This window comes from Mesorhizobium tianshanense, from assembly GCF_007830515.1.
Lineage (GTDB): Bacteria > Pseudomonadota > Alphaproteobacteria > Rhizobiales > Rhizobiaceae > Mesorhizobium > Mesorhizobium tianshanense.
Genome location: NZ_VLKT01000018.1, coordinates 38956 through 51636 on the forward strand (window position 1 = coordinate 38956; position 12681 = coordinate 51636).

Sequence of the window (12681 nt, forward strand, 5' to 3'; positions counted from 1 at the left end):
CTCAGGCCGCGCGGCTGGCCAGCGCTTCCAGCGCGATGAACAGACGCTCGCCCTCGATCCGCACCGGAATGGTCCGCACCGCACCTTCGTCAGCGCCAAGTGCCTTGCCGGTTTCCAGCGAAATCACCCAATTGTGCAGGGGACAGGTCACGGCCGCGCCATGCACGATGCCCTGGCTCAGCGGCCCACCTTTGTGCGGACAATGGTCGTCGATGGCGAAGACCTGGTCGTCCGCCGTGCGGAAAACGGCGATCTTGCCTTGCGGCGTGGCGACGCAGCGGGCGCCGCGGCGAGGGATGTCCGATATGGAGCCGATTGATATCCAGTTCATCATGGTCACTCCGCCGCCTGCGCGAAACCGACCGAAGCCATCGGCCGGAACTCGTGCTTGTCCTTGCCGGAAACGCGTTCCGACCACGGGTCGACCTGCGCGAATTTTTGCGAAAAGACGAAGCGGTCGAAATAGGCCTCGCGCTTCTCGCCATCGTCCATGATCTGGCGCTTGATCTCGGCGATGCCGACGCGCTTGGCCCATTTGTAGATGCGTTCGAGATAGCGGCCCTGCTCGCGATACATCTGCGTCAGCGCCACGATATGCTCCAGCGCCTCGTCCTCGGTCTTCACCAGGCCGAGCACCTCGGTGCCCTTGATGTCGAGGCCGGCGGCGCCGGCGAAGTGGATCTCGTAGCCGCTATCGACGCAGATCACGCCGACATCCTTGCAGGTTGCTTCCGCACAGTTCCTAGGGCAGCCCGAGACCGCCATCTTGACCTTGGCCGGTGTCCACGATCCCCACATGAATTTCTCGATGCGGATGCCCAAGCCGGTCGAATCCTGCGTGCCGAAGCGGCACCAGTCCGAACCGACGCAAGTCTTCACGGTGCGCAGCCCCTTGGCATAGGCCTGGCCGGAGACGAAGCCGGCCTGGCCGAGATCGGCCCACACGGCCGGCAGGTCCTCCTTGCGGATGCCGAGCATGTCTATGCGCTGGCCGCCGGTGACCTTGACCATCGGGATCTCGAACTTGTCGACGACATCGGCGATGGCGCGCAGTTCGGCGGCATTGGTGACGCCGCCCCACATGCGCGGCACCACCGAATAGGTGCCGTCCTTTTGGATGTTGGCGTGGACGCGCTCGTTGATGTAGCGCGACTGGTAGTCGTCGGCATATTCGTCCGGCCAGTCGCAGACGAGATAGTAGTTGAGCGCCGGCCGGCATTTGGCGCAGCCGCAGGAGGTCGTCCATTCCAGTTCCTGCATGACGGCGGGAATGGTCTTCAGGCTCTTGGCCTTGATCAGCCGGCGAACCTCGTCGTGGCCGAGCGTGGTGCAGCCGCACATCGGTTGCACGGCCGCCGGATTGTATTTGTCGCCGATGGTCAGCACCATCAGCTTCTCGACCAGACCTGTGCAGGAGCCGCAGGAGGCGGACGCCTTGGTGTGGGCACGCACGTCGTCGAGCGAGGTCAGGCCCTTAGCCGTGATCGCGCCGGTGATCTTTCCCTTGCAAACGCCGTTGCAGCCGCAGATTTCCGCATCATCCGGCAAGGCTGCAACGGCCGCCATAGGGTCCAGGGAGGCGCCTCCCTGATATGACTGGCCGAAGATAAGCGTATCGCGCATTTGCGATATGTCGGTCTGCTTCTTCTTGAGGTCGTTGAACCAGGCGCCGTCGGCCGTCTCGCCATAGAGGACGGTGCCGATGATGCGGTCATCCCTAAGCACCAGCCGCTTGTAGACGCCGGCCGCGGCATCGCGCAGCACGATCTCCTGGCGGTCCTCGCCCTCGGCGAAGTCGCCGAGCGAGAACAGCTCGATACCGGTGACCTTCAGCTTGGTCGGCGTGTCCATATGGACGAAGGCCGCCGTCTCGTTGCCGGCGAGATGGCTGGCCGCGACGCGCGCCATCTCGTAGAGGGGTGCTACCAGCCCGTAGACCTGGCCGTTGACCTCGGCGCATTCACCAAGCGCATAGATGTCGGGATCGTTGCTGCGCATGCCGGCATCGACGACGATGCCGCGATTGACGGCAATGCCTGCCTCTTTCGCCAGCGCCGCATTCGGCCTGATGCCCACCGCCATGACGACCAGCGTCGCCGGGATGACGGTTCCGTCGGCGAGTTCCACCTGTTCGACCTTGCCTTTGCCTGTGATCGCCTGGGTGTTGGCCTTGGTGATGACTTTGATGCCGCGCTGCTCGACGGCGCGCTGCAAGAGGTAGCCGGCGGCCGGATCGAGCTGGCGCTCCATCAGCGTCGGCATGACATGCAGCACGGTGACGTCCATGCCTTGCGCGTTCAAGCCCGCTGCCGCCTCCAGCCCGAGCAGGCCGCCGCCGATGACCACGGCCTTGGCCCGCGACTGCGCGGCAAGCAGCATGGCCTGGACGTCGTCGAGATCGCGATAGGTGAGCACGCCCGGCAGATCGTGGCCGGGCACCGGAATGATGAACGGCACCGAGCCGGTGGCGATGACGAGCTTGTCGTAGGGCTCGGTGACGCCGTGATCGGAGGTGACGGTCTTTGCCGACCGGTCGATGGCGACGATCTTGTGGCCCTTGTAGAGGGTGATGCCGTTGGCGATGTACCAGCCGTCGCCATGGATGATGATCTCCTCGAAGGCCTTCTCGCCGGACAGCACCGGCGACAGCATGATGCGGTCGTAATTGACCCGCGGCTCGGCGTTGAAGATGGTGACGACGTAGCGGTCCGGTGCCTGTTCGAGCAGGTGCTCCAGCATCCGCCCGGGCGCCATGCCGTTGCCGATGATGACGATCTTCTGTTTTTTCATCGATTGAGCCATTTCAATGTCGCTGGGCGTCATTCTTGGCCTCCTATTCCGCCGCCGCGACGCAAAGCGCGCCGTCGCCGCGGCGCGTACGGTCGGCGCGTTTTTGTTTGATCTGTTCCAGCAGCGCCGGGTCGGGATTGGCGCCGCCTTCATAGGCTTCGAGAAAATCGAGCAGCTCTTCCCGGTAGGCGTAGTAATCGGGATGGGCGAGCAGCGCCTTGCGGGAGCGCGGACGCGGCAAATCCACCTCCATGATGTTGCCGATCCGGGCGTTGGGGCCGTTCGACATCATCACCACGCGGTCCGCCAGCAGGATCGCCTCATCGACATCGTGGGTGACGCAGATGGCCGTCACCTGCGTCCGCTTCCATACGTCCATGAGGACGTCCTGGAGCTCCCAGCGGGTCAGCGAATCCAGCATGCCGAACGGCTCGTCGAGCAACAGTAGCTTGGGCGACAGCGAGAAGGCGCGGGCGATGCCAACACGCTGCTTCATGCCGTTGGAGAGCTCGGCGGCAAGCCTGTGCATCGAATCGCCGAGCCCGACGCGATGCAGGTAGTATTCGATGACGTCCTTGCGCTCGGCCGGCGTCGCATCGGGGTAGACCCGGTCGACCCCGAGCGCGACATTCTCGCGCGCGGTGAGCCACGGCATCAGCGACGGCGCCTGAAAGACGACCGCGCGTTCGGGTCCGGCGCCTGTCACCTCCTTGCCGTCAAGGACGATGCCGCCGCCGGAAATGCCGTTCAGGCCGGCCGCCATCGACAGCACCGTGGACTTACCGCAGCCTGAATGGCCGATGAGCGTGATGAATTCGCCCTTCTTGATCTTGAGGTCGAACCCGTCGACAACAGTGATCGGGCCCTTCGGCGTCGGATAGACCTTGCGCACCTCGTAGAACTCGACATAGCGGCCTTGGGCCGGCGAGGCCGCCGCATCGCGATAGGCTTTTGGCGGCTCGCTCTTCTGCGTGATCGGCACGATTTTCGGCAGCTCAATCCCGCTTTCGAGGTCGCCGCCTTCGGCGCCGGCGTCGATGAGATATTGGGTCACCGCAGCACGCAGCCGGATAAATTCCTCGTCATGGTTCATCGCCGCGCGGCTGCGTGGCCGTTCGATGTTGACGCGAAACGATGGTCCGAGCGTCGCTTTCGGCCCCGGCTTCAAGGGGATGATTCGATCAGCGAGCAGGATCGCTTCATCGACATCGTTGGTGATGAGGATGATGGTCTTCTTCTCCTTGCCGCAGATGTCAGCCAGTTCGTCCTGCAGCTTCGCGCGGGTCAGGGCGTCGAGCGCCGACAAGGGCTCGTCGAGGAGAAGAATGTCCGGCCGCGTGGCAAGCGCCCGGGCGACCGACACGCGCTGTCGCATACCCCCCGAAAGCTCGGCCGGCTTGCGATCGATGGCGTGCGAAAGGCCTACCAGGTCGATGTATCGTCGCGTGATCGCCCGCCGCTCGGCCTTCGGCTTGGCGTTCAGCACGGCGTCGACCGCCAGGGCGACATTGCCGTATACCGAAAGCCATGGCATCAGCGAATAGGACTGGAAGACCACCCCGCGATCAGGCCCGGGACCATCGATCTCCTTGCCGCGCAACAGCACGCCGCCGCTGTCAGGCCGGACGAGGCCGGCGATCGCCGAAATCAGCGTCGTCTTGCCGGATCCCGAAAAACCGACGATGGCGATGAACTCGCCTTCCTCGACCTTGAGGTTGATGTCGGAGAGGACGTCGGTCCGGCTGGCTCCCTCGCCATAGGCCTTCGACAGGCCGGTAACTTCAAGAATAGCCATCGCGCCCGCCCTCTACCTATTGGCCGAGAAGGTCAGCGCCGACTGCAGCGCAAACATGATGCGGTCGAGCACGAAGCCGATGATGCCGATGGTGAGCACCGCGACCATGATGCGCGCCAGCGACGAGGACGAGCCGTTCTGGAACTCGTCCCAGACGAATTTGCCCAGACCCGGATTCTGGGCCAGCATTTCGGCGGCGATGAGCACCATCCAGCCGACGCCGAGCGACAGGCGGAGCCCGGTGAAGATCAGCGGAAGCGCCGAAGGCAGGACGAGCTTGCGGATCGTGGTGGCCGTCGAAAGCTGAAGCACCTTGCCGACATTGACGAGGTCCTTGTCGATCGAGGCGACGCCGAGCGCGGTGTTGATCAGCGTCGGCCACAACGAACACAGCGTGACGGTGACGGCAGAAATGACGAGCGATTTCGGCAGCGCGGCGCTCGTGTCGACATAGACCGCCGAAACGATCATCGTCACGATCGGCAGCCACGCAAGCGGCGAGACGGGCTTGAATATCTGGACCAGCGGATTGATGGCGCCGTTGAATGTCTTGGAAAGTCCGGACGCAATGCCGAGCGGCACCGCGATGATCGTGGCGATGACGAATCCCAGGCCAACCGTCTTAAGCGACGTGACGATCTGGTCGAAGTAGGTCGGCTTGCCCGTATAGGCGCGGTGCTTGACCTGGTCTGCCTTGTTCTCGGCCACCAATTGCGCATTGCGCGCGTCGAGCCGCTGGTAGAATGCTGCTTCCTTTTCGCGTTCAGCCCAATGGTCGGCCCACAGAACGCCGGCCTGCTCCCATACCTGGACCGGGCCGGGTATGGCGCCAAGCGACGTCTGCACGCGCGGTGCGAGCACGCCCCACGCCGTCAGGAAAATTACGATTCCAAGCAACGGGATGACAAGGACACGCTTGAGTTCGCCGAGCTGCTCGGAGAGGCTGTCACCGGCGGCGATCCTGAGTATCGGCGCCAGCCAGGCAAGGCCGAATACCTCAAGCCACTTCGCCGCCCTGTTGATGCGGGCGAGGTGCTGCTCCCTGCGCTTGCCGCGGGCCGTGTCCAGCCGGGTGCTTGTTTCGGTTGCGAATGTCATCGGTAGCGGTTCCTTGTCTTCCTGGTAGGCCGGGGATGGCAGCCGGATAGAACCGGCTGCCCGGGTTGACGGGCCTATCCGCCAGCGATTTCGGTGCCTTCGATGATCTGCTCGCCCTTCAGCCCGATCGGCAGGCTGTCGATATAGGCGTTGGGCTTCTTGCCGTCGTAGGGGACGCCGTCGATGAACTCCGCCGTCGGCGCACGGTAGCCGTCGCTATCCCAGGGAAAGTCGGCCTTGTCGGCCTTGCCCTCGTCGACCAGCATCTTGGCGGCCTTGAGATAGATGTCGGGCAGGTAGACGGATTTTGCGGTGTCTGCGTACCACTGGTCGTCCTTGCCTGCCGGGATCTGGCCCCAGCGCCGCATCTGGGTCAGATACCAGACGGCGTCGGAATAATAGGGATAGGTCGCGAAATGGCGGAAGAAGACGTTGAAGTCGGGAACGTCGCGCTTGTCGCCTTTTTCGTATTCGAACGTCCCGGTCATCGAATTCGCGATGACCGCCTCATCGGCGCCGACATATTCCGGCTTGGCGAGTATCTTCACCGCTTCGAGCCGGTTGGCATTGTTGTTCTCGTCCAGCCAGATCGCGGCGCGGATGAGCGCCTTGGTGATCGCAAGCGTGGTGTTTGGATATTCTTGCGTGAACTGCTTGGTCATGCCGAACACTTTTTCCGGATTGTTCTTCCAGATTTCGTAGTCGGTGATGACCGGAACACCGATGCCCTTGAACACGGCAGCCTGGTTCCACGGCTCGCCAACACTATAGCCGACGATGGTTCCGGCCTCGAGCGTGGCCGGCATCTGCGGCGGCGGGGTGACCGAAAGCAGCGCGTCCGCCTTGATCTGACCGGAGGTGTCGCCCGGCGAATAGTAGCCGGGATTGATGCCGCCCGAGGCCAGCCAGTAGCGCAGCTCGTAATTGTGCGTCGAAACCGGGAAGACCATACCCATGTTGAACGGCTTACCTTCGGCCTTGAACTGATCGACGACGGGCTTCAGGGCGTCGGCCTTGATCGGATGGACGGGCTTGCCGTTCTCAACCGGAATGTTGGCCTTCATCATCTCCCAGACCGCATTGGAAACGGTGATGCCGTTGCCATTCAGATCCATTGAGAACGGCGTCACCAGATCGGCCTTGGTGCCGTAGCCGATGGTCGCGGCAAGCGGCTGGCCAGCCAGCATATGGGCGCCGTCGAGCTGGCCGGTGATCACACCGTCAAGCAGCACCTTCCAGTTGGCTTGCGGCTCGAGCGTCACGTAGAGCCCCTCGTCCTCGAAGTAGCCGAGCTCCTTGGCGACGGCGAGCGGCGCCATGTCCGTCAGCTTGATGAAGCCTAACTTCAGCTCATCCTTTTCGACGGCAAGCATTTCAGCGCGGGCGGCCAGCGGCGACAGGTGCAGGCTGAGCGCGGCGACGCCGGCCACCAGCAGCAGCCTGCGCATGGGATTGAAGGCGATCCGTTTCGTCATCGTTATCTCCGGTTGGGCGCGGCTTGGGACCTGCGCCGTCGATTGCGTGTTCGACCAAAACAAAAAAGCCGCCGGCCAGGTCGCCGCGTCCGTGCATACGGAATCGCGTATTGAACCTGAGCGGCAGCTTTGCCTGTGGCGCCCGCCATTGGACGCCGTATTCCATGGCCGGAAGGCCTGCGGATTACTATGCAGGAACCGTGCCAGTTTGACGGACCTGCAGATTCTGCAATGAAAACAATCGAGAGGGTGGACGTGAAGGCTGGAGCGCCGGATTGTCGATGCTCACGCGGCAGTCACGTTCATTGTGCAGTCGCACAAAAATTGTGCAGTGCACGATGGTGCGCAAGAAATGCTCAGCCTGTCGGCATGGCCCAGTCGCGGATGGCCAGATAGTCGTCGATCCTGTCCGGATCGAAGATGCGGCCGTCGAAAAAACCATCCGGACCAAGGACGAGGCTGGCGCCGGCCGAGCCGACCGGGGTGGCAGCGGTCAGAGCCCCCTCGACCTTGGCATTAGCTCCCGGCAGGGCGACGCCGAGCGGCTTCAGCGCTGCGCGATAGAGGTCGGGCCGGTAGGTATCGCGGGCGAGGGCCATGTGGGCAGAGCTGTGCTTGACCTGCCCCCAACGGACCATTTGCGTATAGAACCACAGCGCATGGCTCTTCCACGGAAAATTCGCCGCCTTGCCGAAAGGAAGAAAGAAGTCTTCGACGGCCAGTTCCGCGCCGCCGCCCAGCGCAAGGTGTCCGGTCAGGATCGGCATCTGCATTGCCGGCGAAAGGTCGAGGAAGGAGGGCTGCGCCATCATCGCGGCAAGTTCGCCACGGTTTGCCGGATCCTGGCACCAGCGCGCGGCGTGATGAAGCGCGCGCAGCAGGGCCGAAAGGGCGTCCGGGTGTTTCTCGGCCCAAACCTTGCGCACGCCGACGACTTTCTCGGGGCTGGTCTTCCAGATGGTGGCCTTGACCGTCGCGATATGGCCGGTGCCGACGACGACCGAGGCGCTGTTCCAGGGTTCGCCGACGCAGTAGCCGTCGATCCTGCCGGCGGCGAGTGCGTCGGCCATGAAGGGCGGCGGCACGATGACGATTTCTATTTCGCGCGACGGATCGATGCCGCAGGCCGCGAGCCAGTAACGCAGTTCGTAATTGTGTCCCGAGTGCGGATGCACGACCGCAAAGCGCAGCGGATCACGACCGGCATGCGCGCGTTCATGGATCAGCGCGCCCAAGGCCCTGCCCGTTCGCGCCGGATCGAGGTCCGGCAAGGCACCGTGCGCGGCCATGCCCGCCCAGAGCGCGTTCGAAACCGTTACGCAGTTGCCGCCCAGTCCAAGCGAGAACGGCACGATCGTGTCAGAGGCGAGCGGGGTTAGCCCCAGATTGCAGGCGATCGGCATCGGTCCCAGCATATGCGCAAGGTCGAAATGCCCGATCGCGATACGGTCGCGGATGTTGGCCCAGGATGTTTCGCGGCTGAGCATCAGGTCGATGCCTTCGCGCGCGGCAAAGCCGATCTCGCTCGCTGCGACAAGAACGGCGCTGTCGAAGAGCGGTATGAAACCCGCATTGATCTGGTGTTCGGCCGCCATGCTCAACTCTCTCCGGGATCCAGAAGGCCTGCCGCGGTCACCAGGCTCTGCGCGATTTCGCTAATCTTGCGGTTCTGGCTCATGGCGGTCTTGCGCAGAAGCGTATAGGCCGCGTCCTCCGACAGGCCGCGCGATCTCATCAAGATGCCCTTGGCGCGGTCGATGACCTTGCGGTTCTCCAATTCACTGCGGGCTTCTTCCAGTTCGCGCGCCATGCGCGAGAACGCGTTGAAGCGGCTGATCGCCATGTCGAGGATCGGTTTGACGCGCTCCTGGCGCAGCCCGTCGACGACATAGGCGGAGACCCCCGCTTCCACCGCAGCTTCGATCGAAGCCTGATCCGACCGGTCGACGAACATGGCGATCGGCCGCTTCACCACGCGCGAAAGCTGGAACATGTTTTCAAGCATGTCGCGGTTGGGGTTTTCGAGATCGATGACGATCACGTCCGGTTCGATCTCGGCGATGCGCCGTGCAATGCCGGCAACGTCGTGAACGACCGTGACCTGCTCATGCCCGGCCTCCCGCAACCCAGCCTCGATGATCGAAGCGCGGATGTGGTTTTCATCGATCACCAGGACGGCGAGGGATTTTCGGGTCATGCCGCATTTTGCGCACGCCACGCGATTGTGCAATGCGGGACGACGACAATTGGCGCAGTCATCTCTTCGCATTGAGAGGGGGCCGCCATACGTTCGCGGAGCCGACCCGTTAAGGTTCTTTAAATACCATTACTAGGGACTGACTTTGCTTTTGTATCCGCTGCGCTATCTTCCAGTTGCGAACTTTGTGTCGCTGGCTAGAAGATTGGAGGTTTCCATGGATCGGCGATCATTTTTGACAGGAATGTTTGGCATTGCTGGGGCCGCAGCCCTTGCGAGCGCAGTTCGGCCTATCAACGCAGTGGCTGGTGTCCCAGGCGTCAGAGGCGGCATTCTCGATGAACTGGACGCGCTGGATACGGAAGCCTTCGAGAATGAAGATACTCAAGCAGAACTGCAACCGGTCCGCCATCGGCATTGGCACCGCAGGCGGCGGCGGAGGCGGCGCGTTTGGAGAAGGGTCTGTCGTCGTTACTGGCGAAATGGCCGTCTGCGCACCCGGTGCCGTCGCAGACGTGTCTGGGTCTGGTATTGGCATTATTAGCAGTTAGCGTGCTGAAAACCTCGGTGGTTCAGGGGTTTTCGCTTCAGGTGACTGTCAGGAATCCGCGACATCGATCTGCGGCGGCGTACCGCAAGGTGCCGACTAGAGCGGGATGCATTCAAATTGAACCGGGCATCCCGCTCCATTTATTTGTTTTAGCCGCATTTCCGCGACGCCAAGTGATTCCACTTTGGCTGCAAAATGCTCCAATAGAGATGACGAAATTCATTTTCAGGAGGACCGACCGGTTTGTAAGGGCCCGCCAGTGATCGGCAGGCCTACAAGCGACTGATTTTCCTAGGAGAAAACTGGTGGAGCCAATCGGAATCGAACCGACGACCTCTTGAATGCCATTCAAGCGCTCTCCCAACTGAGCTATGGCCCCACTTCCGGCAGTCGACCGGCGCCGTTGCCGGCGAAGAGATCCGGCGCGAGTTCTAGACCGTGCCGTTAGTGCAGCGGCTTCTAACCCCGCCTTCAGTCAATATCAAGCCTTCAACAACCGCTTTTTCTCAAGACGCCGCGAAATCCGGCAAGCGCTTGCGGCAGAGGCCAGATCAGACTTCGTCGTCGTCGTCGCCAACGCCGATCATGTCGGCGACATCATCGTCTTCTTCCTCTTCGTCGGCGAGGAAAGTATCGTCGTCGTCGTCGCCGAGATCCACATCATCGTCGTCGTCGCCGAGATCGGGAAGATCGTCGGACTTGCTGTCATCGTCCGCCTCTTCGAGCGAGACGACCTCGACGCCCTCTTCGTCCTCGGCGTCGACTTCCTTCTCGGCAACTTCCTCTTCCTCCTCAACGACGGCTGTCTTGCCTTCCTCGAAGTAAGAGCGAGGATAGGTCTTGCCGGTATAGGGCGAGACGATCGGATCCTTGTTCAGGTCGTAGAATTTCTGACCCGTTTCCGGGTCGATGCGTTTGGTGCCAAGTTCGGGTTTTGCCACAGCAAGCCTCGTCGATAAAAGTTTGGTCCCCATAACCACAGTTTACGGCGCTGTCAAAGCCTAAAGCCAAGGTCATAAATCCCTGCGTTGAGGGCCTCTTGCAAGGGGATGACCATTTCGGTGCGCCGTGATACGAGACCGCCCAAACCAAAAGAAAAAGGCCGGCCACCGGCGTTTTCATCCAGGGAAAAACCATGTCGCACACTGCCGCCCCGAAACCGGCCACCGCACGCAAATCGCCAGCGCTTTCAGGCGCGGCGCGGGTACCCGGTGACAAGTCGATCTCGCATCGCTCGTTCATGTTCGGCGGCCTCGCCTCGGGCGAGACCCGCATCACCGGGCTGCTGGAAGGCGAGGATGTGATGCGTACGGGCACCGCCATGAAGGCGATGGGCGCGCATATCGAGAAGCACGGCGCCGAATGGGTAATCCGCGGCACCGGCAACGGCGCGCTGCTGCAGCCGGAAGGTCCGCTCGATTTCGGCAATGCCGGCACCGGCGCGCGCCTCACCATGGGCCTGGTCGGCACCTACGACATGGAGACGACCTTCATCGGCGACGCCTCGCTGTCCGGCCGGCCGATGGGTCGCGTGCTCGAGCCACTGCGCCAGATGGGCGTGCAGGTGCTGAAGGCGACACCCGGCGACCGCATGCCGATCACGCTGCGCGGCCCCAAGCACGCCGCGCCCATCACGTACCGCGTGCCGATGGCATCGGCACAGGTGAAGTCGGCGGTGCTGATCGCCGGGTTGAACACGCCGGGTATCACCACCGTGATCGAGCCGGTGATGACGCGCGACCACACCGAAAAGATGCTTAGGGGATTTGGCGCCAATCTGTCGGTCGAGACCGACGAGCGCGGCGTGCGCCATATCTTCATCGAGGGCCAGGGCAAGCTCACCGGCCAGACGATCGCTGTGCCAGGCGATCCCTCCTCGGCCGGCTTCCCGCTGGTGGCGGCGCTGATCGTGCCGGGCTCGGACGTTACAATCGAAAACGTGCTGATGAACCCGACCCGCACCGGACTTCTTTTGACGCTACAGGAAATGGGCGCCCGGATCGACATCGTCAACCCGCGCAAGGAAGGCGGCGAGGATGTCGCCGATCTGCGCGTGCGTCATTCGGAACTGAAAGGCGTGACCGTGCCGCCTGAGCGGGCACCGACGATGATCGACGAATATCCGGTGCTTGCCGTCGCGGCCAGCTTCGCCGAGGGCGAGACGCTGATGCAAGGGCTGGAGGAGTTGCGCGTGAAAGAATCCGACCGACTGTCGGCGGTCGCCAATGGGCTCAAGCTCAACGGCGTCGACTGCACCGAGGGAGAGGCCACACTGGCCGTGCGCGGAAGACCCGGCGGCAAGGGCCTCGGCAGCCACCCCAATGGGCAGGACACGCCTGTGAAGACGCATCTCGACCACCGCATCGCCATGAGCTTCCTGGTGATGGGGCTGGCCACCGAAAAGCCGGTGACTATCGATGACCAGGCGATGATCGCAACGAGCTTCCCGGAGTTCATGGGGCTGATGAAAGGGCTGGGCGCGGAAATCGAATGAAGTATGTCCACGTCCACTGGAAACGCCACTTTGCCGACGATCCGGTGCATCTTTGGTATGAGATTGCGGACGACAATTATCAGTCGAGAACAATAGAGTTCTATCGGGACGGTTCAGTCGGGTTTGCGTCACGCGGCAGCGCGACAGATGGATCAAAGGACCTCGAAGTTGGCGGGACAGCGAATTCAGACCAGCCTTTTCCGGAACTCGACGAGATCAATGCTGATTCAGAATTTGACGCGGTGGAAGTCACACCGGCAGAGTTTGAAAAACATTGGCGGC

General features: G+C 62.5%; 9 protein-coding genes, 1 tRNA gene and 1 pseudogene. 2 read left to right on the forward strand and 9 right to left on the reverse strand.

Features of this window, described 5'->3' with window-relative positions; genetic code table 11:
- Window position 1 precedes the first annotated feature (1 nt).
- The 9 genes from nirD to IQ26_RS15875 all read right to left on the reverse strand — a co-directional run bounded on the left by nirD (window position 2) and on the right by IQ26_RS15875 (window position 10846).
- Complete coding sequence (nirD, locus tag IQ26_RS15830; RefSeq protein WP_145718810.1) at window positions 2–331, reverse strand: nitrite reductase small subunit NirD; 330 nt, start codon at window positions 329–331, stop codon at window positions 2–4.
- A 5-nt stretch (window positions 332–336) separates the two neighbouring features.
- Entirely contained in the window at window positions 337–2790 is a 2454-nt protein-coding gene (gene nirB, locus IQ26_RS15835; protein WP_145718967.1) for a nitrite reductase large subunit NirB, read from the reverse strand.
- A gap of 43 nt (window positions 2791–2833) precedes the next feature.
- Window positions 2834–4585: an ABC transporter ATP-binding protein gene (locus tag IQ26_RS15840; protein WP_145718812.1), complete on the reverse strand. Its 1752-nt coding sequence runs from the start codon at window positions 4583–4585 to the stop codon at window positions 2834–2836.
- A 12-nt stretch (window positions 4586–4597) separates the two neighbouring features.
- Window positions 4598–5683 carry an ABC transporter permease gene (locus IQ26_RS15845; RefSeq protein WP_145718814.1) on the reverse strand — a complete coding sequence of 362 codons (1086 nt, stop codon included), beginning with the start codon at window positions 5681–5683 and terminating at the stop codon, window positions 4598–4600.
- Between the two features lie 74 nt (window positions 5684–5757).
- A complete protein-coding gene (locus tag IQ26_RS15850; protein WP_407660290.1) occupies window positions 5758–7158 on the reverse strand; it encodes a CmpA/NrtA family ABC transporter substrate-binding protein in 1401 nt (466 codons plus the stop codon).
- A gap of 356 nt (window positions 7159–7514) precedes the next feature.
- Window positions 7515–8753, reverse strand: a complete 1239-nt coding sequence (locus IQ26_RS15855; protein ID WP_162457963.1) for a CmpA/NrtA family ABC transporter substrate-binding protein — start codon at window positions 8751–8753, stop codon at window positions 7515–7517.
- A gap of 2 nt (window positions 8754–8755) precedes the next feature.
- Entirely contained in the window at window positions 8756–9355 is a 600-nt protein-coding gene (locus IQ26_RS15860; protein ID WP_145718818.1) for an ANTAR domain-containing response regulator, read from the reverse strand.
- An 853-nt stretch (window positions 9356–10208) separates the two neighbouring features.
- Window positions 10209–10284: transfer RNA gene (locus IQ26_RS15870), tRNA-Ala, on the reverse strand.
- A gap of 172 nt (window positions 10285–10456) precedes the next feature.
- The gene (locus IQ26_RS15875) at window positions 10457–10846 is read right to left on the reverse strand and encodes a TIGR02300 family protein (RefSeq protein WP_145718822.1); all 390 of its coding nucleotides are present in this window, start codon (window positions 10844–10846) and stop codon (window positions 10457–10459) included.
- 194 nt (window positions 10847–11040) lie between these two features.
- Here IQ26_RS15875 and aroA point away from each other — a divergent pair, with 194 nt between their 5' ends.
- Both aroA and IQ26_RS41460 read left to right on the forward strand, forming a co-directional pair.
- Entirely contained in the window at window positions 11041–12399 is a 1359-nt protein-coding gene (aroA, locus tag IQ26_RS15880; protein WP_145718824.1) for a 3-phosphoshikimate 1-carboxyvinyltransferase, read from the forward strand.
- Window positions 12396–12674, forward strand: a pseudogene (locus IQ26_RS41460) (DUF6881 domain-containing protein); the annotation flags it as partial. The gene aroA and the pseudogene IQ26_RS41460, both read left to right, overlap by 4 nt.
- Window positions 12675–12681 lie beyond the last annotated feature (7 nt).